At 71.4% G+C, this 20051-nt stretch carries 26 protein-coding genes and 1 tRNA gene; 19 read left to right on the top strand and 8 right to left on the bottom strand.

The genetic code is table 11. The features are described 5' to 3' along the window. Positions 1–31: 31 nt before the first annotated feature. The 6 genes from pknB to ACFQ2V_RS12130 all read right to left on the bottom strand — a co-directional run bounded on the left by pknB (position 32) and on the right by ACFQ2V_RS12130 (position 7667). Entirely contained in the window at positions 32–1891 is a 1860-nt protein-coding gene (pknB, locus tag ACFQ2V_RS12155) for a Stk1 family PASTA domain-containing Ser/Thr kinase (protein WP_386052961.1), read from the bottom strand. A 116-nt stretch (positions 1892–2007) separates the two neighbouring features. Beyond that, positions 2008–3468, bottom strand: a complete 1461-nt coding sequence (locus ACFQ2V_RS12150) for a peptidoglycan D,D-transpeptidase FtsI family protein (RefSeq protein WP_386052960.1) — start codon at positions 3466–3468, stop codon at positions 2008–2010. Continuing rightward, positions 3465–4862, bottom strand: a complete 1398-nt coding sequence (locus ACFQ2V_RS12145) for an FtsW/RodA/SpoVE family cell cycle protein (protein ID WP_386053161.1) — start codon at positions 4860–4862, stop codon at positions 3465–3467. The genes ACFQ2V_RS12150 and ACFQ2V_RS12145 overlap by 4 nt, the downstream gene beginning before the upstream one ends. Beyond that, complete coding sequence (locus ACFQ2V_RS12140; RefSeq protein WP_386052959.1) at positions 4859–6280, bottom strand: PP2C family protein-serine/threonine phosphatase; 1422 nt, start codon at positions 6278–6280, stop codon at positions 4859–4861. The genes ACFQ2V_RS12145 and ACFQ2V_RS12140 overlap by 4 nt, the downstream gene beginning before the upstream one ends. A 4-nt stretch (positions 6281–6284) precedes the next feature. Beyond that, the gene (locus ACFQ2V_RS12135) at positions 6285–6881 is read right to left on the bottom strand and encodes an FHA domain-containing protein FhaB/FipA (protein ID WP_386052958.1); all 597 of its coding nucleotides are present in this window, start codon (positions 6879–6881) and stop codon (positions 6285–6287) included. Between the two features lie 3 nt (positions 6882–6884). Continuing rightward, on the bottom strand, positions 6885–7667 hold the full coding sequence (locus ACFQ2V_RS12130; RefSeq protein WP_386052957.1) for an FhaA domain-containing protein: 783 nt from the start codon (positions 7665–7667) through the stop codon (positions 6885–6887). A 243-nt stretch (positions 7668–7910) separates the two neighbouring features. On the opposite strand from ACFQ2V_RS12130, the gene ACFQ2V_RS12125 reads away from it, so the two are divergent. The 4 genes from ACFQ2V_RS12125 (at position 7911) to ACFQ2V_RS12110 (ending at position 11853) form a co-directional block, all read left to right on the top strand. Further along, positions 7911–9527 (top strand): MinD/ParA family ATP-binding protein, encoded by a 1617-nt coding sequence (locus ACFQ2V_RS12125; RefSeq protein ID WP_386052956.1) that lies wholly within the window; start codon positions 7911–7913, stop codon positions 9525–9527. Continuing rightward, positions 9484–10377: an NAD-dependent epimerase/dehydratase family protein gene (locus ACFQ2V_RS12120; RefSeq protein WP_386052955.1), complete on the top strand. Its 894-nt coding sequence runs from the start codon at positions 9484–9486 to the stop codon at positions 10375–10377. Before ACFQ2V_RS12125 ends, ACFQ2V_RS12120 begins: the two co-directional genes overlap by 44 nt. A gap of 86 nt (positions 10378–10463) precedes the next feature. Further along, a tRNA-Leu gene (locus ACFQ2V_RS12115) sits at positions 10464–10546 on the top strand. Positions 10547–10605: 59 nt separating this feature from the next. After that, positions 10606–11853: a tyrosine-type recombinase/integrase gene (locus ACFQ2V_RS12110; protein WP_386052954.1), complete on the top strand. Its 1248-nt coding sequence runs from the start codon at positions 10606–10608 to the stop codon at positions 11851–11853. On the opposite strand, the gene ACFQ2V_RS12105 is transcribed toward ACFQ2V_RS12110, so the two are convergent. After that, complete coding sequence (locus ACFQ2V_RS12105; protein ID WP_386052953.1) at positions 11850–12203, bottom strand: hypothetical protein; 354 nt, start codon at positions 12201–12203, stop codon at positions 11850–11852. The two genes, ACFQ2V_RS12110 and ACFQ2V_RS12105, sit on opposite strands and share 4 nt — an antisense overlap. A gap of 389 nt (positions 12204–12592) precedes the next feature. Continuing rightward, complete coding sequence (locus tag ACFQ2V_RS12100) at positions 12593–12997, bottom strand: hypothetical protein (protein WP_386052952.1); 405 nt, start codon at positions 12995–12997, stop codon at positions 12593–12595. An 84-nt stretch (positions 12998–13081) separates the two neighbouring features. On the opposite strand from ACFQ2V_RS12100, the gene ACFQ2V_RS12095 reads away from it, so the two are divergent. From ACFQ2V_RS12095 to ACFQ2V_RS12025, 15 genes are all read left to right on the top strand, one after another. Further along, the gene (locus ACFQ2V_RS12095; protein WP_386052951.1) at positions 13082–13417 is read left to right on the top strand and encodes a helix-turn-helix domain-containing protein; all 336 of its coding nucleotides are present in this window, start codon (positions 13082–13084) and stop codon (positions 13415–13417) included. Further along, positions 13414–13722 carry a hypothetical protein gene (locus tag ACFQ2V_RS12090; protein WP_386052950.1) on the top strand — a complete coding sequence of 103 codons (309 nt, stop codon included), beginning with the start codon at positions 13414–13416 and terminating at the stop codon, positions 13720–13722. The genes ACFQ2V_RS12095 and ACFQ2V_RS12090 overlap by 4 nt, the downstream gene beginning before the upstream one ends. Positions 13723–13801: 79 nt before the next feature. Further along, entirely contained in the window at positions 13802–14146 is a 345-nt protein-coding gene (locus tag ACFQ2V_RS12085; protein WP_386052949.1) for an LPXTG cell wall anchor domain-containing protein, read from the top strand. Then, the gene (locus ACFQ2V_RS12080) at positions 14143–14466 is read left to right on the top strand and encodes a hypothetical protein (RefSeq protein ID WP_386052948.1); all 324 of its coding nucleotides are present in this window, start codon (positions 14143–14145) and stop codon (positions 14464–14466) included. The genes ACFQ2V_RS12085 and ACFQ2V_RS12080 overlap by 4 nt, the downstream gene beginning before the upstream one ends. Continuing rightward, entirely contained in the window at positions 14463–14768 is a 306-nt protein-coding gene (locus ACFQ2V_RS12075) for a hypothetical protein (RefSeq protein WP_386052947.1), read from the top strand. Before ACFQ2V_RS12080 ends, ACFQ2V_RS12075 begins: the two co-directional genes overlap by 4 nt. Beyond that, entirely contained in the window at positions 14765–14887 is a 123-nt protein-coding gene (locus ACFQ2V_RS12070; protein ID WP_386052946.1) for a hypothetical protein, read from the top strand. Before ACFQ2V_RS12075 ends, ACFQ2V_RS12070 begins: the two co-directional genes overlap by 4 nt. Beyond that, on the top strand, positions 14884–15282 hold the full coding sequence (locus ACFQ2V_RS12065) for a hypothetical protein (protein WP_386052945.1): 399 nt from the start codon (positions 14884–14886) through the stop codon (positions 15280–15282). Before ACFQ2V_RS12070 ends, ACFQ2V_RS12065 begins: the two co-directional genes overlap by 4 nt. Further along, positions 15282–15701 (top strand): hypothetical protein, encoded by a 420-nt coding sequence (locus ACFQ2V_RS12060; protein WP_386052944.1) that lies wholly within the window; start codon positions 15282–15284, stop codon positions 15699–15701. Before ACFQ2V_RS12065 ends, ACFQ2V_RS12060 begins: the two co-directional genes overlap by 1 nt. Further along, entirely contained in the window at positions 15698–16030 is a 333-nt protein-coding gene (locus ACFQ2V_RS12055) for a hypothetical protein (RefSeq protein WP_386052943.1), read from the top strand. The genes ACFQ2V_RS12060 and ACFQ2V_RS12055 overlap by 4 nt, the downstream gene beginning before the upstream one ends. After that, positions 16027–17544: a ParB/RepB/Spo0J family partition protein gene (locus ACFQ2V_RS12050; RefSeq protein WP_386052942.1), complete on the top strand. Its 1518-nt coding sequence runs from the start codon at positions 16027–16029 to the stop codon at positions 17542–17544. The genes ACFQ2V_RS12055 and ACFQ2V_RS12050 overlap by 4 nt, the downstream gene beginning before the upstream one ends. Continuing rightward, entirely contained in the window at positions 17541–18161 is a 621-nt protein-coding gene (locus ACFQ2V_RS12045; protein ID WP_386052941.1) for a hypothetical protein, read from the top strand. The genes ACFQ2V_RS12050 and ACFQ2V_RS12045 overlap by 4 nt, the downstream gene beginning before the upstream one ends. After that, positions 18161–18409, top strand: coding sequence for a hypothetical protein (locus ACFQ2V_RS12040; RefSeq protein WP_386052940.1), 249 nt, complete (start codon positions 18161–18163; stop codon positions 18407–18409). The genes ACFQ2V_RS12045 and ACFQ2V_RS12040 overlap by 1 nt, the downstream gene beginning before the upstream one ends. 5 nt (positions 18410–18414) lie before the next feature. After that, entirely contained in the window at positions 18415–19494 is a 1080-nt protein-coding gene (locus ACFQ2V_RS12035) for a ParB/RepB/Spo0J family partition protein (RefSeq protein WP_386052939.1), read from the top strand. Then, positions 19491–19763 (top strand): DUF7352 domain-containing protein, encoded by a 273-nt coding sequence (locus ACFQ2V_RS12030; protein WP_386052938.1) that lies wholly within the window; start codon positions 19491–19493, stop codon positions 19761–19763. The genes ACFQ2V_RS12035 and ACFQ2V_RS12030 overlap by 4 nt, the downstream gene beginning before the upstream one ends. Then, a complete protein-coding gene (locus ACFQ2V_RS12025; protein ID WP_386052937.1) occupies positions 19763–20023 on the top strand; it encodes a hypothetical protein in 261 nt (86 codons plus the stop codon). Before ACFQ2V_RS12030 ends, ACFQ2V_RS12025 begins: the two co-directional genes overlap by 1 nt. The last annotated feature ends 28 nt before the right edge of the window (positions 20024–20051 follow it).

Raw genomic sequence — 20051 nt, 5'->3', positions numbered from 1 at the left:
GGTCGGTCGTGGTGGGCCGGGACCCGACCGGTCAGGGCAGGGTCAGCGTGGTCGGCGGTGGCGTCGTCGGCGGCTTCGTCGTGGTGGGCGGCGGAGTCGGCGTCACGGTCACCGTCGCCGTCGAGGTCGGCGTCTTCGCGACCTTGACGACGATGGTCGTGCCGCGCTTGACGACGTCACCCGCCTTGTCGACCGACAGCACCTCGTCGGGGTTCTTGTCGGAGTCGACCGACTCCTTGCGTGGGTCGAGGCCGGCGTTCTGGAGCGCGACCGCGGCGAGGGCCCAGTCCTTGCCGACGAGGTCGTCGGGCACCTTGACGTTGCCGGTCGCGTAGAAGATGCGGATCTTGGTGTCCTTGGCGACGACGGCCCGGGCGGCCGGCTCGGTCTTGGTGACCTTGTTCTTGTCCTGGTCGGGGGTGTTCTCCTGGGTGAAGCCTGCGACCGCGAAGCCCGCCTTCTCGAGCGCGGCCCGGGCCTCGTCCTTGTCGAAGCCGGTCACGTCGGGGACGGTGAGGGTGTCGGGACCCGAGGAGACGACGTACTTGACCGTCGTCTGCGTCTGCACCCGGGTGCCGGCGCTGGGGTCCTGGCTGACGACCTCGCCCTCGGGCACGCTGGTGCTCGCCGCGGTGGACTTCTGGCCACGCAGGTTGTTGGTCGCGAGGGTGCGGGCGGCGACGTCCTCCTTCATGCCCTCGAGCGTGGGCACCGCGACCGTGGGCACGGTCGCCGGCGCCTGGTTGCCGAACCACGTGACGGCACCCCAACCGACGAGGGCCAGCAGGGCGATGACGAGCAGCGTGATGAACGCGGCCTTGCCCCGGCCACCCTTGCGCGCGGCGTCCTCCCCCTCGTCGTGGCCGACCGCCGGCAGGCCCGCGGTGTTCGAGTAGCGGTCGCCGCGCGCGCCGACGGTGGGCTGCACCGCGGTCGGGGCCCCCGGGGCGGCATACGCCTGCGGCAGGGTCTGGGTGGCGGCGGCGCCCACGGCGGCCGCGGTGCCGAGGGCCGCGACGCTGATCTGCCGGCCGAGGCGGACGTTCTCGAGGTCGTCGCGGAACTCGGTGGCGTCCTGGTAGCGGGCCTCGCGGTCCTTGGCGAGGGCGTGCAGGGTGACGGCGTCGAGGTCACCGCCGACGGCGTCGTTCCACACGCTCGGCGGCTGCGGCAGCTCACCGACGTGCTGGTAGGCGATCGCGACGGGCGAGTCGCCGACGAACGGCGGCCGTCCGGCGAGCAGCTCGAACAGGAGGCAGCCGGTGGAGTAGAGGTCGGAGCGCTCGTCGACGGTCTGCCCCTGCGCCTGCTCCGGCGAGAGGTACTGCGCCGTGCCGACGACCGACTGGGTCTGTGTCATCGTGGCGGCGGTGTCGGCGATGGCGCGGGCGATGCCGAAGTCCATGACCTTGACGTGGCCACCGCTCGTGATCATGACGTTGGCGGGCTTGATGTCACGGTGGACGATGCCCATCCGGTGGCTGTACGCCAGCGCGTCGAGGATGCCCTCGGTGACGCGGATGGCCTCGGCCGGGTCGAGCTGTTGGTGGTCGGTGAGCTTCTGGCGCAGCGTCTGCCCGTCGACGTACTCCATGACGATGTACGGGATGGTCGTACGCGCGCCGTTGGGTGCGTCGGCCAGCCCCTCGTCCTCGCCGGAGTCGAAGATCGCCACGATCGCCGGGTGGTTCAGGCCCGCGGCGGACTGCGCCTCGCGGCGGAAGCGCATGAGGAAGTTGGCGTCGCGCGCGAGGTCCGAGCGCAGCATCTTGATGGCGACCTGGCGGCCGAGCCGCGTGTCGTGGCCGAGGTGCACGTCGGCCATGCCGCCTCGTCCGATGAGCTCGCCGACCTCGTAGCGTCCCCCGAGGACGCGGGCTGCGGTGGTCACGTCGTTCGCCTCTGCTCGTTCGTGTGCTCGTTCGTGTGCTCGGCCGGGTGCTGGGTCATCGTGGTCCGCTCGTCGGGCGCCGGCAGGGGGCTGCTCGCGCTGGTCGGGTCGGTCGGTCATCGGTTCAGCACCGCCTCCATGACGTCGCGGGCGATCGGCGCGGCGACACGGCCGCCGCCGACCTCGCTGCCCTTGACGCCGCCGTCCTCGACGACGACCGCGACCGCGATCTTCGGGTCGGTGGCCGGGGCGAAGGAGATGAACCAGGCGTGCGGGGGCTTGCCGAGGTCGTGCTGGGCTGTGCCGGTCTTGCCGGCCACCTCGACGCCGTCGATCTTGGCTCGGGCGCCGCTGCCGTTCTGCACGACGGAGACCATCATCTTCGTCAGCGTGGAAGCGGTCTGCTCCGACACCGCCTGCGACAGCTCGACCGGGTCGGGCGTGGACTCGATGATGTCCAGGTTGGCGCTGCGCACCGAGTCGATGAGGTACGGAGTCATGACGCGGCCGCCGTTGGCGATGCCGGCGGCGACCATCGCCATCTGCAGCGGCGTCGTGCGCACGTCGTACTGGCCGATGGCGGCCTGCGCGGCCTGCGGCGCGTTGAGGTCGGCCGGGACCGAGCTGGTGGCCACGCGCATCGGGACCTGCAGCGAGTCGCCGAAGCCGAACTTGGCGGCCTGGGCCCGCAGCTTCTCTCCGCCGAGGTCGAGGCCGAGCGAGCCGAACGCCGTGTTGCACGAGATCTCGAGCGCGTGGATGAGCGTCGTCTTGTCGTTCGGACCGCACGAGCGGCCGTTCTCGTTGGGCAGGTTGGTGCTGGTGAGCGGCAGGTCGAGCTCGGGCGGGCCCGGCACCGACGAGTTCTCGTCGGTGACGACGCCGTTCTCGAGCGCCGCTGCCGCGGTGACGACCTTGAACGTGGAGCCGGGCGGGTAGACGCCGCTGACGGCCCGGTTGAGGTAGGCCTTGTCCTTGTCGGTCGAGAGCATCTGCCACGCCTTCGCCGCCTTGGAGAGGTCGTGGCTCGAGAGCGGGTTGGGGTCGTAGGTCGGGTGACTGACCATGGCGAGGATCGCGCCGGTCTTCGGGTCGAGCGCCACGACGGCGCCCTTGTTGTCGCCGAGGGCCTTGTCGGCCGCGGCCTGCGCCTTGGGGTCGATCGTCAGCTCGATGGTCGCCCCGGACGTCTTGCGACCGGTGATGAGGTCGGTGATGCGGCGGACGAAGAGGGTGTCGGCATCGCCGGAGAGGAGGTCGTCGGCGGCGTGCTCGAGGCCGTAGGGGGCCCCGACGGCATACGAGTAGAAGCCCGTGAGCTGGGCGTAGAGGTTGCCCTGGGAGTAGGTGCGCAGGAAGCGGTACTGGTCTTCGACGGGCACCGACTTCGCGATGGCCTGGCCTCCGGCGATGATCGACCCGCGCTCACGGGAGTAGCTGTCGAGCAGGGTGCGCTTGTTGCTCGCCATCGCGCCCAGCGACCTGGCCTGCGTGAACTGCACGATGGTCGAGGCGACGAGCAGCGCCGTGAAGAGGCACGCGATGACGACCGAGAGCCGGCGGATCGGGGTGTTCACGGCAGCTTCACCACCTGGGTCGCCTCGGCCGGCGACGGGTCGTCGACCGCGACGCCGACCGGGATCTCGGGTATAGGACGACGCGCCTGGTCGGAGATGCGCAGCAGCAGCGCCATGATCACCCAGTTCGCGAGCAGGGAGGAGCCACCGAGCGACATGAAGGGGGTCGTGAGGCCGGTCAGCGGGATGACCCGCGTGACGCCGCCGATGACGATGAACAGCTGGAAGGCGACGGAGAAGGCGAGGCCGATCGCGAGGAGCTTGCCGAAGCCGTCACGCACGCCCAGGGCCGTGCGGATGCCGCGCTCGCAGAAGACGAGGTAGAGCACGATGATGGCCACCGCGCCGAAGAGGCCGAGCTCCTCGCCGAGAGCCGGGAAGATGAAGTCGCTCTCGGCGAAGGACGTGAGATAGGGCCGGCCGGCGCCGAGTCCCGTGCCGGTGAGGCCGCCCGAGGCCATGCCCCAGAGACCGTTGGCCAGCTGGTTGGACCGCTCGAGGTTGTCCTGGGAGAACGGGTCGAGCCACAGGTCGACGCGCTTCTGGAAGTGGGTGAAGGCCGAGAGCGCGAACGCGACGGCCGCGGCGAAGAGGAGCAGGCCGATGGCGATCCACGACACGCGCTCGGTCGCGACGTAGAGCATCGCGACGAAGAGGCCGAAGAAGAGCAGCGCCGAGCCGAGGTCCTTCTGGAAGACGAGGATGAGCAGCGCCAGCACCCACGCCACGAGGATCGGCCCGAGGTCGCGCCCACGCGGGAAGGTGAAGCCCAGCACCTTCTTGCCGGCCAGCGACAGCACGTCGCGGGTCTGCACGAGGTAGCCCGCGAAGAAGACCGCGAGCGCGATCTTGGCGAACTCGCCCGGCTGGAAGTTGAGGGGGCCGATCGTGATCCAGATCTGCGAGCCGTTGATCGAGCGCCCGACGCCGGGCACGAGGGGCAGCAGGAGCAGCACGAAGCCGGCGGCCATCGTCACGAAGGTGTAGCGGCGCAGGAGCCGGTGGTCACGCAGCAGGAACAGGACGGCGACGGCGAGCGCCACCGCGAGCGTCGTCCAGACGATCTGGCGGTACGCGTCGCCGTCGGCACCGAGCTTGCCGCGGGCCAGGTCGAGGCGGTGGATCATGACGAGGCCGAGCCCGTTGAGCACCGTCGTGATCGGCAGGAGCACCGGATCGGCGTACGCGGCCTTCCAGCGCAGCACGAGGTGGACGGCGAGTGCGAGCACGACGAAGCCGCCGGCGACCGGGACGATGTTGGCCGGCACCGTGCCGTTGCGGTTGAGGTCGGTGGTGATCCACGCGACCAGCACGATGGCGACGGCGAGCAGCAGCAGGACGAGCTCGGCGCCCCGGCGGGTGCGCGGCGTCAGGGGCTCGACGGTCGTCGTCATGCGCCCACCCCCGAGGACGCGGCTGCCACGGCGGGGACCGGCGTGGTGGTTGAGGTCGTGGGCGACGGCGACGGGGTCGGGACCGTGGGGGTCGGGCTCGTCGGGGTGGGGCTCGTCGGCGTCGGTGTGGGCGTCGGCGTGGGAGCGGGGCTCGTGCCGCACGGGGTGCCGGTCGCGGCGATCTGCTGGCAGCGCTGCGCCTCGGTGCGCAGGGCGGCGACCTTGAGCTCGGCATCGGCGAGGTCGCGGGCAGTGATCGTGTTGCCGACCGAGCCCTGGACGTCGGTGGGCAGGTCGGACACGAGCACGTCGGACTGCGACTGCAGGTGCGAGAGGTTGAGCGGGCCGAGGTCCTGGGAGACGCCCTGGAAGATCGCGACGCGGCCGCCCTCGGCGGCGACGTAGTACTGCTTCTGCGACCAGGCCCAGGCGGCGTAGCCGCCGCCGGCGAGCACGGCCACGACGAGCAGGACACCGATCGTCCGGCGCACGACCTTCGAACGCTTCGAGCGGGTGCGGTCCTCGGCCAGCTCGAGGCCGTCGTCGTCGGGGTGTGCGCGCCCGGTGGCCTCGCGCGACAGCGCCGCCGCCTTCTCGGCCGGGCTCGTGGGGATGGCGCGCGTCTTGTTGCGCATCCGCTTGCCCGCCGCGCCGACGACCTGCGGGACCGTGGCCGGCAGGTCGTCGCCCTTGGCGTCGACGACGTCGGCCACGATCACGGTGACGTTGTCGCGGGTGCTCGCCTTGAGCGCGACCTCGATGCACCGGTCGGCGGCCTCGTCGGGGGTGCGCGCCTCGCGGAGGATCTCCTCGATGACGTCGGCACCGACGAAGTCGGACAGCCCGTCGGAGCACATGAGGAAGCGGTCGCCGATCTTCGCCTCGCGCAGCGACGTGTCGGGCTCGTCGTCGGGCTGGCCCGTCATGACGCGGGTCACGACCGAGCGCTGCGGGTGGTGACCGGCTTCGTCCTTGCTGATGCGGCCCTCGTCGATGAGCTGCTGGACGAACGAGTGGTCCTTGGTGATCTGCGAGAACGTGTCGCCGCGGAGCATGAAGGCTCGCGAGTCGCCGATGTGGGCCATCGCGAGCTTGTTGCCGGTGCGGAGCATGACGATCGTCGTGCTGCCCATGCCGGCGAGGTCGGAGTTCTCACGCATCGCCTTGGTCAGCTTGGCGTTGGCCGAGTGCAGTGCCTCCTCGAGGAGTGGGATCGCCTGGTCGGCGGTGACGTCCTCCTCGTCGAGCGGCGCGAGCTCGCCGACGATCATCGAGCTCGCGACGTCGCCCGCGGCGTGCCCACCCATGCCGTCCGCGAGGACGAGCAGGTTGGGGCCGGCGTACGCGGAGTCCTCGTTGCGGGACTTGGGTCCCAGCCCGAGGTCGGAGCGCGCGGCGTAGCGCAGGGCGATGGCCATCGGGTCAGCCTCGCAGTTCGAGGACGGTCTTGCCGATCCGCAGGCTGGTGCCCACCTCCACGGGACGTTTCCCGGTCAGGCGGTCACGGCCGATGAAGGTGCCGTTGGTCGAGCCGAGGTCCTCGACGACCCAGCCGTCGCGGCCGGACGGGTCGGGGTAGATGCGGCAGTGCCGGCCGGACGCGTAGTCGTCGTCGAGCACGAGCGCGCACTCGGGGTTGCGACCGATGAGGATGCCGCCGCTGCGCAGCGGGAGCGAGGTGCCGGCGAGCGGTCCCTCGGTGACGACGAGCGTCGTCGGTGCGCCCTTCGGGCGTCCGCGACCGCGCCAGCCGGAGCCGCCTGCGGGCTCGGGGGCGGGTGCGGCGGCCCCGGCGGCCCCGGCGGCCCCGGCAGCCCCGGCGGCGGCCGGTGCGGGCGTCCGGGCGGGCGTGCGCTGGCGGCTCTGCTGCTCGGCCTCCTTGCGTGCCTTGCGGCGGCCGCGGCGGCTCACGGCCGTGCCGTAGATGTCGGTGCGGAGCACGCCGACGACGCTGAAGATGAAGATCCACAGCAGCGCGAGCAGACCCAGCCGCAGCAGGGTCAGGGTCAGTTCACTCATGCGTCACCGGCGCCCGGCTCGGAAGGTCGCGGACGTGCGCCCGATCGTGAGGCGGTCGCCGTCCTGGAGTCGCTGGGCGGAGATGCGCTCGCCGTTGACGAACGTGCCGTTCGTCGAGTTGAGGTCGCGGATCGAGGTGACGAGGTGCGGTCCGTCGGTCGTGACGCGGACCTCGCTGTGACGACGGGACACCCCGGGGTCGTCGATGACGATGTCGGCGGTCTCGTCACGCCCGATGGTCGTGAGGCTGCCGAGCAGGGGGTAGCGGTCGCCGCCGATGTCGAGCCAGGGCCGGGCGGACGGGTTGGACCGCGGGGCCGGGCGGTGCACCGGTGCCTGGTCGATGGCCGTGCCGTTGGTGGTCTGGGGGCGGGGACCGGGGCCCTGCGACGCGGCTGCCGGCTCGCGGCCGGCCTGCTTCGCGGTCGCGGGACGCACCCGGAAGACGCCGGTCTCGAGGCCCTCGCCCTCGACGAGCTGCACCTCGAGCGGACCGCCCGGCTGGTAGCCCTGCGAGTCGGCGTGCTCCTGCGCTGCGGCGACCAGGTCGTCGGAGAGGTCGTCCTCGTAGTCACCGAGACGCTCGTAGTCGGTCTGGCTGAGCTCGATGGTGTAGAGGTTGGGAACCATGGCTCGGCCGTGCCCGAGCAGGGCCGCGCGGTCGTCCATGGCTCGCCGGATCGCGGAGGCGATCTCGACGGGCTGCACCTCGGACTTGAACGCCTTGGCGAAGGCACCGTGGACAGCCTTGGCGAGACCGTGCTCGACACGGTTGATGATTCCCACGCCGTCTCCTCCTTCTGGTGAGCGCTGCTGCCGGGCGCTTCATCGTAACCGGGTCAGCCCGCCCAGCCCCCAACCGACGGGCGTGCGCGGCCCGTGGCGGGCCCTTCGAGGACGCGTTCCGGACGCCTCTGCCATGCGCCGCGCCGCTGGTCAGCGGGTTTGATGTGTGACGGAAGCATGGGACGATCTCTCGGGGTCCCGCCGCGGGTCCCTCGCACGTGGTAGGCCAGCAAGGAGCGCTCGATGAGCAAGGACGAGACCGGAAGCAACGAGGGTCAGGGCATCCCCGGCTTCTCCGCCAACAACTCCATCCCGGGTGGCTTCACCCTTCCGATCCCCACCGCGACGGCAGGCGAGCCGCACGAGGACGTGGCTCCTGCCGACCCGTGGAGCTCGACGTGGGAGGACACCTCCTGGCAGTCCGGCGACACCGGTCAGCAGCCGACCGTGGGCACTTCCGACGGCGCCGGCTCCAACCAGTGGACCGACTCCTACGAGTACGGCGGCGAGCACGCGTCGGCGAACGGCTCGACCGACTCCGACGGCCGCGACCACAACGGGTCCTCCACGACCTCGTGGACCGACTGGGAGTGCTCCGACCCCGGCACCGGCGACTGGCCCGCGGCCGGCAGCTCAGGGCCCGCGAGCGATGCGAACCCGTCGACCAGCCACTGGTCGACCCTCCAGCACAACGCCGACACGGCGGCCGCCTCCGAGGAGGAGTACTCCGGCTGGGCCCCAGCGGGCTCCGTCTCGCCCTCGGACTCAGGCGCGACGTCCGCCCGGGAGAGCCACTACGGCACCGACCACAGCGCGGCCCAGCAGGCGTATGCCGCTCGCCCGGCAGTCGACCCCGACGTGGCCGCCGCGGTCGCCGAGGGCTACACGACCGATGACACGGCATACGACCTGACGCCGGCGGCGCGACAGGGCAACAGCGACCGCCCGAGCGCCGAGGACCTCATCACGGCGCGCTCCAAGGGTGAGCGCCAGAAAGTCAAGGCCAACTCCGGGCTGCGCAAGGCCTTCGGTCTGGGCCCCAGCAGCAAGGAGCTGCTCGAGCGCGACCGCATCGACCGCATCGCGCGTCCGCTCAACGGCCGCAAGACGATCATGGTGATCAACACCAAGGGCGGTGGCGGCAAGACGCTCGTCACGCTCATGCTCGCGAGCTATCTCGGTCGCTACCGCTCGGGCTCGGTGCTCGCGTGGGACAACAACGAGACCGAGGGCACGCTCGGCATGCGGGCGCCGTCGCAGAGCCACCACCGCACGGTGGTCGACCTGCTCGGTGCGCTGCCGACCATCGCCAACGACCCCAACGCCGGGACGTCGGAGCTCGAGCACTGGGTGCGTGAGCAGCGCGGGCTGTCGTTCGACGTGCTGGCCTCGGCCGACGACGACGAGGCCATGCGCATCATCGGCGAGCAGGAGTTCGAGGACCTCCACACGCAGCTGTCGCGCTTCTACCGCATGATCGTCGTCGACACCGGCAACAACCGTCTCTCCCCGAACTGGCTGGCGGCCGCCGCGCGCGCCGACATGCTCGTCTTCGCGACGTCGCTCAAGGACGACACGTCCGTCGTGGCGGCCAAGAACCTCGACGCGCTCGTCGCGATGGGCCGCGGAGACCTCGTGCGCAACGCCGTCTGCGTCATCTCGCACACGTCGGCCAAGGGCAACGACATCGGTGCCGGGGTGCACACGCGTGAGCACTTCGAGCAGTGGGTGCGCGCGGTCGTCGACATCCCCTACGACCAGATGCTCGCGCCGGGCCTGCACCTCGACCCGCTCAAGATCAGCAAGAAGACGCACGATGCGTGCATGGAGATGGCCGCCGTCGTCGTCGACGGTCTCTGACCTCGGCGCGTCTTCCCGCCCGACCGGGTATGCCGTCGACATGGCCCTTCTCGCGCTGACCGGTGCGGCCGGGCGCATCGCGACGGCCGTGCGGCCGCGCCTGCGCGCGGCCGGCCACCGGCTCGTGCTCTGCGAGGGACCCGGTGTCCCGGTCGCCGACGTCGATGATGACCTCGAGCGGTTCGTCGAGTGCGACCTGCGCGACATCGACGCCCAGGCGGAGGCGTTCGCGGGCGCAGACCTCGTCGTGCATCTCGGTGCGCACTCCGACGAGCAGGCCTGGGCCGACCTGCTGTCGGTCAACATCGACGGCACCCGCGCGGTGTGCGAGGCCGCGCGCCTGGCGGGTGTGCCGCGGCTGCTGCTCGCCAGCTCGGTCCACGCGGCCGGCTTCGTGCCGGTCGACTCGCCGGCGTTGCGGCAGGGCATGCCGCTCCCCGCACCCGACACGTACTACGGCGTGAGCAAGGCGGCACTCGAGGCGCTCGGGGCTCTGTACGCCGCCCGGTTCGGCATGACCGTCGTGAGCGCCCGCATCATGACCTTCGCCGACGGCACCGACCGTCGGTCCCTGCGCTCCTGGCTCTCGTCCGACGACATGACCCGGCTGGTGCTGGCCGCGCTCACCACCGAGGCCACCGGGCACCACGTCGTGTGGGGCGTCTCGCGCAACACGCGCCGACACGTCGACCTCTCGCCCGGGCTGGCGATCGGCTTCGACCCGCAGGACGACGCCGAGACGTACGCCTGCGCGGGCGGGCACCTGTCCGCCGCACCGTCGTCACCCTTCCTGGGCGGGGGCTTCACGCAGCCCGACTACAGGCTCGGCGAGCCGCACGGGGGTCGATGACGCCTCCGCCGTGGACGCCTGGCGGGACGTCGCGTGTCCCGGTTTGGCGATCTGGTGGGGGATGCACCACACTGTCTCCTTGTCACGCGCGAGTGGCGGAACGGCAGACGCGCTGGCTTCAGGTGCCAGTGTCCGAAAGGGCGTGGGGGTTCAAATCCCCCCTCGCGCACGCAAGAAACAGCAGGTCAGGGGCCCAATCGGGCCCCTGACCTGTTTCTATTGGGTACCGTGGGGTACCGCAGCAGCCACTCCACACCTCCCGAGGCGCTCATGTCGAGCTACGAGACCCGCACGAACCCCAAGACCGGGAACGTGGCGCACCGCATCCGATTCCGGATCGGAACCCAGAACCGCGCCGTGACCTTCACCACAGAGGCGGCCGCGCGCTCGTGGCAGGGCGTGCTCGACTCACTCGGCCCGGGCAAGGCGCTCGCGCTCCTGACGGAGGAGAAGACGCCGACCACGACCCGCACCGTGGCGGACCAGGTCGACCACCACGTCGAGCACCTGACCGGCATCGACGAGGGCACCCGGCGGCGCTACCGGAACATCGCCCGCGACAAGCTGCGGCCGCACTTCGACAAGATCCTGCTGTCCGACCTGACGCGCGACCACGTCGCGGCTTGGGTCAACAAGGTCCGCCTCGACGACGGCACCCCGCCGTCGGCCAAGACGCTGCGCAACTGGCACGGCCTGCTCTCCGCGGCCCTCTCCTCGGCCGTCGACGCCGGTCTCACCCCGACAAACCCGGCCTACCGCCTACGGCTGCCCCGGGTCGACCACGACGCTGACGAGATGATCTTCCTGAGCCAGCCCGAGGTCGCCCAGGTCCTGCGCCTGCTCGACCCGCACTGGCGCCCGCTCGTGCTGCTTCTCGTCCTGACCGGCGTGCGGTGGGGCGAGGCGACGGCCCTGCAGGTCAAGGACATCGACGTCGCCGACCACTCCGCGCGGATCCGCCGCGCGTGGAAGCACACCGAGGGCGAGGGCATGCGCCTGGGCCCGCCGAAGTCGCAGCGCTCGCGGCGAACCGTCGCGATCCCACCGCTGGCCATGGACGCGATCGTCCCGTTGCTGCAGGGCAAGGCCCCCGACGAGTTCGTCATCCTCAACAAGGCCGGCCGACCGGTCCGCTCCGGCACGTTCCACGGCCGGGTCTGGCAGCCCATGGTGCACCGATTCGCCGGTGACGAGGTGGCCACGGAGACTGACACACGCGGCCGCCCGCGCCAGCGCGTCGTCGCCCGAGGCCCGGGCAAGCACCCGCGGATCCATGACCTGCGGCACACCTACGCCTCCTGGGCCATCCAGGACCGTGTGCAGCTGCCGGTCATCCAGCGGCAGATGGGCCACGAGTCGATCACGACGACGATCGACCGCTACGTGCACCTGGTTCGTGACGACTACGTCCAGCTGCTCAGCGTCGGCCAAGGACTCGGCGAGGCCATCACGCCGGCGTTCGAGGCCGCCAGCTAGCGGCCGGGCCAGCGCCCGTCGCGGGCGGCACGCTCGGCGATCTCGACGAGCATGGCCCGCGCCTCCTCGGGCAGCCGCACCCAAGCGTCCATCAGGCGCACCATCGACGGGTCGACCTCGCGCTGCACCTTCCCGCCCTGCACGACCCGCAGGCACGTGCCGGGCGTCCAGCCCAGGGCCGCCTCGATCGCGGCCAAGGTGGTCTCGGCGTAGTTGCTGCGCCGGCCGAGCTCGAGGTCGTCGACGACACGCTTGGACAGGCCGGCGGCGCGGGCGAAGGCTGCCCGAGAGCGCCAGTGGCGGCCGCGCTCGGCTGCGACCCGGCGTCCGAGCCGCACCCAACCCTCCATGGCGCCGAGGATTCCGCTGCTGATCTCGGCGCGCGCGCTGGCTCGCAGAGATGCACTGATGTGCTGACGAAGCAGTGCATATCAATGCATCACTGCGGGTCAGGCAGCGCCCGGCTCCACGAGTTCAAGCCGGATCCGGACGGGAAGCAGCGGGCACGCCTGGTCGAGTCGGCACGGGCATGGTCCTCCCTCGAGCTCCTCGAACGCCGCCTGCAGGCGATCGGCCTGCTCCGTCCCGTACAACAGCTCGCATCCGCGCATGTCCCTGACCCTGTGTGTGAGGTTGCCCCCGGCGTGAGTGGAAGCCGGCTGTGGTCTGAACCGGCGGCGCCAAGGGAGTCGGTTGCACCATAAGGGACAGAACCGACGCTCGCGACAGAACGGACAACCTACTGAGCGGTATGGCGTAGCCGCTCGATGAGCTCCTCGTTGCGGCCGCGGACGAGCAGCCAGATGTTGGACTGCAGCTGCTCGCGCTCCTCGGGCGGCGCGGCTCGCAGAATGGCCACGATGAGGTCCCCGGTGGACTGGATACCGTCGGGCACGGAGGCCTCACGCTCGGCGACGGGAGACTGTGGCGCGGTGTCGGCGATCGTCACCGGCCGCCCGAGGCGACCGAGGGCCTCAAGGATCTTGCGCGCGCTGTTGTCGCGGCCGTGGCCCTGCTCGACTGAGGCGACCGTGTTCGGCGCGATGCCGGCCTCCTGGGCGAGGCGGTCGATGCTGATGAGCGGCCGCATCTCGCGGACACGCCGGATCTCGTTGCCGAGATCGGTCTTCTGACGCTGGGTCATCCCATTCATGATCGGCACCTTTCGTGGCGCCCGACGCTGGAGGCGCACTCAGTAGAGGCAAGTTTGCCGCAACTGATACAGCCTATGGGCGCGAATCCCGCAAGTCACAATCGAGGAATCTGCGCGACTCGGTCAGAAACTTCTGAGGGAACGCTTGACCGAATTGCGGCAATCACCTACGTTCGTGCCATGCCTTCCGCAGTTTCCCCCTCACTTTCCTCAACGCCACTTGGTGCAACGATCCGAGCCCGTCGCGAAGAGGCGGGCGTGGAGCAGGCAGACCTGGCCAGCCGGGTCGGCATCTCGCCGGGTCACCTGAGCCGGTGCGAGCGCGGCGAACGCGTCATCAGTCGCGAGACCTACGAGGCCCTCATCGAGGCGCTCGCCGAGCTGGCCGCGGAGCAGCGAGGCGCAGCGTGAACGTGACGACGTTCGTCACCGACCGCGAGCTCGCCGAGCAGCTGCAGGTCTCCGCCTGGTTCGTCCAGCAGCAGTGCCGCGCCAAGCGCTGGCCGCACCTCAAGGTCGCCGGCCGCTACCGCTTCACCGACGCCCACGTCACCCGGATCTCCGAGCTCCTCGAGGTCAACCCGCCGGCCGAGACCTCTGCACCGGAGGCCGCCACGCCCACCGAGGTCGCCGACATCTCGTGGGGCCGCTCCACCCGCAGCAGCGCCCAGCGCGCTCGAGCCGCCCGCACTCGGGCCGACCGCACCACCGCCTGACCCACTCCACCACCACATGACGGAGCGCCCGCTCCCTTGGACCGGAAACACGGGCGCTCGCGACGAAAGGAATGCTCTCATGAGCGACTCGCTCCCCGCCACGGCTGACACGCCGACCAGCCTGCTCCTGATCCTCGGCGGCCTGCTGGTCGCCCTGGTCCTCGTCCTCCGCGAGTCGCGCCGTGCGCGCCGCGCCGAGCAGGCGGAGGCCGACCGCCGCGCGACCGTCCGCCGCCTCCACGCCGAGACCGCGACGTCGGCCGTGTTCGTCGCCTCCGGCAAGTTCGAGGCCATCTACCCGTGCGGCACCTGCGGCGCCGTCGTCCGCTCCGAGGACCCGACCGTCCTCGACCACCTGCAGTGCGCGTGGTGCGCGAACGCCGCGACCGGCACGGTCCTGCAGATGCCGGCGGCGACCCGATGAGCACCACCGCCCCGCTCCGCGTCGAGACCTCCCTGCCCATCACCGGCGACCACGAGCTCCCGTCCCGCTCCAGCCGGACCTACTTCTACGGCGAGGCCCCTCGCGTCACCGACGTGCAGTGGCGCGCCAACCGCTCCGACCGCGGCGTCATCGTCTCGGTGACCGCCTTCGCCCGCCACGAGAACTACTCCTGGTACCGCACCTCGCCGGCGCTCGCCGTGGGCCTGAACACCACGCCGCCGCCGGCGTGGGTGCCCGCCGCCCCGGAGTGGTTCGAGGCCGTCGTCGCGCAGATGCTCGAGGCGGTGCCGTCCGCATGAGCCTCGCCGACCTCACCCAGGACGAGGCTCGCGGCCTCGCGGTCCTCAACCACCTCGCCACCACGAACCCCGTGCAGCCCTCCCACGCGATGGCGCCGTCCCCTGCGGCCGTCGCCGAGCTGCACGCCCACCACCGCGCCTCCCACGACGCGGTGGCCGCCGACACCATCCGCAGGGCCTTGCAGATGGTGACCCGGCTGCGCGCCGTCGGGCTGACCCCCGGCCCGACGGCGCGCATCACCGCCCAGTACCTCGAGACCGCCGTGTGCATCCACCCCGAGCTGCGGACGTGGACCCGATGAGCGGCGGCGAGGTCGCAGTCGTCGTCCTGTCCCCGTTCCTGCTGATCCTCGGCATCACGGCATACGCCATGGCCTGCACGAGGTACCCGCGCCGCGACCGCACCGGAGGCAAGCGATGAGCACCCTCTTCCACGAGCCCACCCTCTTCGACTCGCCCCAAGCCGCCGCGATCGACGACCACACCCGCTCTGTCCTGGCCCTGATGGACATCGACCCCATCCACGCCAGCGACCGCCTCACCGTCATCCGCGCCGTCGTCGAGACGGCGCTCGCCCGCGAGGACCGCCTCGCCGACCCGAACGAGTGGCGACCCAAGCTCCTCGACGGTGACGGCGTCTCGACCGTGCACCCGAACACCATCGGCGCGACCGTCGCCTCGCTGCGCGCCGCCGGCGTCCTGGTCTGGGACGAGCTGCCCGAGCGCTGGGTCATCACGACCGGCTCGACGTCCGGCAACAACGGCAAGCCCGCCCGGGTCTACCGCCTCGCACAGCTCCCGGACGAGGCCCGCTGATGGCCGCCTCACCGCCGTTCTCGAGCGGCCCCACGACACCCACTGACACGCGCGTCAACCTCACCACCGACGGTCCGTTCCGACCGTCGCTGGACAGGAAGGACGGCCTCGAGCCGCGGGCCGCTGTTCCTCAGCCCTCGCGTCGTCCTGCGCGCAACCTCGTCGACGTCCCGGCCCCTACCCCCCTGTCGGGGGCCGGGGCGTCGACCCCCACGGGCTCGCGTCTCGCGTGGCACGAGATCTCCTACCGCGACCCCCGGAAGGGCGCCCGGACCCTTCGCTGGGTCAAGCTCCCCGACGCCCGCGAGCAGGCGAAGAAGGTCGCAGCCCGCCTCAAGACCGAGGTCGAGATCTGGGCGGTCTACCGCGACGCGACCGGGCGCGAGACGCACTCCGCGTTCGTCGAGGTCGTCCGGTGACCGCCCTGCACGACGACGAGGAGGAGCTGCCGGAGCCGACGCACACCCTGCTCGCCTGGTGGCCGATCAACGACCAGACCGCGACCTACACGCGCGTCATGCGGGAAGCCACGGAGGACCTCGAGCAGGTCGCCGCCCGAGCCCACGCCCGCGTCATCGGCCGCCCCGTCTTCCGGTACGAGCCCGGCACCGCCATCGCCGGAGCCGCGGCATACGGGGTCGTCCTCGTCGCCCGCGCCCCGGCCGTCCGGGTCGACAACCTCGCGGCTGCACGGGCGGCCGCCGCAGTCATCAGCACCACCCACTCCACACAGAAAGCAGCCTCATGACCACCACGAAGACCTCCGCGCCGGAGCTGCTCACGCTCACGTTCGCGAAGATAGCGCCGCACCCGCACAACCCGCGCCGATCGGTCGGCGACGTCGCCGACCTGGCCGCGTCGATCAAGACCAAGGGCATCCTCGAGCCCGTCGTCGTCGCGCCCTGGCCGACCGACACCGACCAGAAGGCGCCCCGCTCAGCCACGCACATCCTCATCGCCGGCCACCGCCGCCTCGCCGGCGCGAAGGAGGCCGGGCTCAAGTCCGTGCCGGCGTTCGTGCGCAACGACCTCGACAACATCGCCTCACAGATCGAGGCCATGGTCGTCGAGAACCTGCAGCGCTCCGACCTGACCCCGGTCGAGGAGGCCCACGCCTACCAGGAACTGCTCGACCTCAAGGTCCCGGTCAAGCAGATCGCCACCACCACGGGCCAGACCCAGGCCCGCGTCCGCGACCGCCTCAAGCTCACCCGCATCCCCGAGACCGTGCAGGACCTCACCCACGCCGGCCAGATCACCCTCACCGACGCGCTCGCCTTCGACGAGTTCAAGGACGACGAGGAGGCGCTCGCCAAGCTGACGGAGGCCGTGGGCACCGACGACTGGGCTCACACGGTCAACCGTGTCCGCCGCGTCAAGGAGGACGAGCGCCGCTTCGCCGATCGGGTCCGCACCCTCGAGGGCAAGGGCGTCCGCTTCCTCACCCAGGACGACCTTGACGCCCTGCCCCGCATCGAGACGAGCGCGGGCACCCTCTCGCCGTCGTACAAGAGCCTGAGCGTCTACATGCCAGGCGTCGACTACGTGCACGAGTGGTCGCAGGACGCCGACGTCCACGCGGCGAAGCACGCGGCCTGCCCTGGCCACGCCGCCCAGGCGGTGCCTGAGTCGAGGATCGTCCGGTACTACTGCCTCACTCCCGACGCTCACACCCCCGCGGCTGCCACGAGCGCCGCCACCGACACAGTCGGAGAGGCTCCTGCCATCTCGCCTCGCGAGGCACAGCGGCAGCGGGAGTTCGAGGAGCAGCAGAAGGCTCGCGAGGCCCGCCGCGTCGACCTCGACGCCGCCCAGCGCACCCGTCTCGACCACCTCGCCGCGATCGTCACGGCCGGCCCCTCGGACGAGCTCGCGACCGACTGCCTCCGGTCCGCGCTCGCGCAACCCGGCGAGGACGGCTACTGGGGCAACGGGGCCAGCGAGGTCATCACCCTGGTCGGGTCCCTCGTGGGAATCGACGTCGCCGACGTCGTCACCTACGGCGACGGCCGCACCGAGCGCGTGGAGGCCTTCTGGACGCAGGCGCTCGCGGACCTCTCGATCGGGCAGCTGGCCGTCGTGCTCGATGTCGCCTTCCACGCCTACGAGGAGGACGAGCTGGCCAACGACAGGTGGGATGAGCCCCACCCCCGCGCCTGGTTCCAGCGGCTCGTCGACGTCTACGGCTACACGCCCTCCACCTTCGAGCGCGACTGCTTCGCCGCGGCCGCGCCCGCCGACGAGGACGGAGACGACCAGTGACCGCGCTGGCCATCCCCACCGAGACGACGCCCCTGACGTGGGACTACTTCGTCGAGGACATCGTCGTGGGCGAGTGGGAGGACTCCCCCGGCTACGAGCTGCTCTACAAGATCGAGCACGCAGGCCACGACTGGATCACCAACCGCCTGGTCATCGTGCGCGCCGACCAGCTGCCGCCCCTCGAGTCGCTCGACGATGACGACCGGCCGACCCTGACGCCGTTCACGCCCGCGGAGTCGAACGAGATCCTCGCTCGCCTCGTCGACCCGTACCTGCCCGGACGCTTCGCCGACACCGTCGAGGCCTCACCCTTGTTCTGGGCGGGACTGCTGGCACCCCTCGCGCAGGCCGGCATCACGGTCGGCGACGCACCTGACGCACGTCTGCCCCAGCCGCTCCTCCGTGACGACGAAGTCGTCGGCCTGCTCATGCCATTCGTCCCCAAGCCGGAGTGGCGCCCGCAGGGCAGCAAGTACGTCACCGCGGTCAGCCCCTTCCTCGAGGCAGCGTTCGACGCCATCTACGGCCAGGGCGAGCTCTGCACCCGGGACTGCTGGGACCTCGCGGCCGGGCTCGAGAACAGCGGCCGCTTCGCGCTGATCGGAGGGCAGGACTGATGGCCAAGATCGAGAAGCCCGCCCCGCCGCTGTCCATCGGCACCCACATCGTCGACGTGCCGTGCCCCAGGTGCGGCTCCCTCGAGACCATCCTCGTGCGCCTCTCCTCGGTGCTCACCGAGGGAACGGGCGACGACACGACGCTCAAGCTGCGCGCCCGGTCGAAGGCCGTCGACCACATGTGCGGCTCCCGCCGTCTGCTCGACGGCGCCGGCGTCCTCACCCTCTCGACGATCGACGAGGAGTGAGCGCCATGACCACGACCACCGTCGTCGCCGCACTCTCCTGGAGAGGCCCGGCCCGCAAGGCCGCCCTCGTCCTCGAGGACGTGCTGCGGGGCCGCTCCACCACACGCATCGCACGCGAGCGGGCCCTGCCCGAGAACGTCGTCGTCCTCCTCCGAGACGCCCACGGCTACCCGAGCACCGCGGCGCTCCGCACCGCGGCCGCGCAGCTCATCCACCTCGGCCAGGCGGACATCACGGTCGACCAAAGCGGCGGCCGGGTGACCCCCACACCTTCGGCCGGCCGCGCAGCCAAGCCCGCGGCCCCGATGCCCGGTGCCGGAGACGAGGACGCCCTCCTGCTCGAGGTGCTCGTCACCGACGTGCACCCCGACCCGGACAACGCCCGCGAGAACGTCGGCGACATCCGCGAGCTCGCGGCCTCTATTGAGGCAGCCGGGCTCCTGCAGCCACTCGTCGTCCGACGCCACCAGGGCCGCCTCATCGTCGTCGCCGGCCACCGCCGCCTCGCCGCCGTCAAGCACCTCGGCTGGCAGCGCGTCCAGGTCATCGTCCGCGCCGGCATGCGCCCCGACGACGTCCTCGCCGCCATGCTCATCGAGAACGGCCAGCGCGCTGACCTCGACCCCGTCGAGGAGGCCCGAGCCCTCCGCCGACTCAAGGCACAGCTGGGCGGCATCTCCGACGCCGCCCTCGGCGCTCGCATCGGCCGATCCCAAGCGCACGTCTCGTCCCGTCTCGCGATCCTCTCCTTGCCCATCGACGAGCAGGAGATGCTCCGCGCCGGCCAGATGAACCTCGGCGACGCGGTCCGCCGCGGCCGCCTCGCCTCCGGCAAGGTCGGCAAGCCCAACAGCACCGGCCACCCGCACCTGGGAGTCGACCACAACCTCGGCCGCCTCGCACGGGCCCGCTGCATCCGCCTCGGGCACAAGTCCAAGGGCCGCAACAGCGTGGGCGGCGTCGCGTGCGGCGAGTGCTGGGAGTCCGTAATCCGCGCCGACGAGCGCGACCAGGCCCACGCGCGCAGCGCGCAGCTCGGACACTGCGTCACCTGCGGCACGGAGCAGCAAGGTGCGCCCGCGTGAGCCGCACCATCTGGAAGTTCCAGGCCCCGGTGCAGGACGAGTTCGACCTGAACGGGCCCGCGCCGCTCAACATCGTCCACGTCGCCCCCGACGGACCCACGGGACTGCTCATCTGGGCAGAGGTCGACCCCAACCGTTCGCAGACCGAGCGACACCTGCGCGTCGTCGGCACCGGCAACCCCATCCCCAACGACGTCACGCGCCACATCGGATCCGTCATCGCACCGCCCTTCGTGTGGCACCTCTACGAGGCGACCGGCGGCGCCTGATGCAGCCCGAGCAGCTCAGCGTCGACGAGCACCTCGCCCGCGCGACCCGGCTCGCCGCGATCGCGGTCGAGCACGGCAACCACGGCTTCGGGGACACCTCCCTCGCCTACGCAACCACCGCGCAGGTCCACGTCTCGATCGCCCAGGTCCTCACCGCCCGCGAGGCGCTCGCGGCCGCGCACGCCCCGGTCGAGGCCGAGCCCATCCCTGGTTCGGCCCTCGCCCGGATCCACGCCGCGCTCGCCGAGCCGCCGCCGTAGCCCCCGCGGCCGACTTCGTTCTCGCGCA

Origin of the sequence: Terrabacter terrigena, assembly GCF_042676085.1 — a bacterium.
GTDB classification, from domain to species: domain Bacteria; phylum Actinomycetota; class Actinomycetes; order Actinomycetales; family Dermatophilaceae; genus Terrabacter; species Terrabacter terrigena.
Note: the sequence above shows the minus strand (reverse complement) of the source record. Positions and strands in the feature narration are given on the sequence as shown.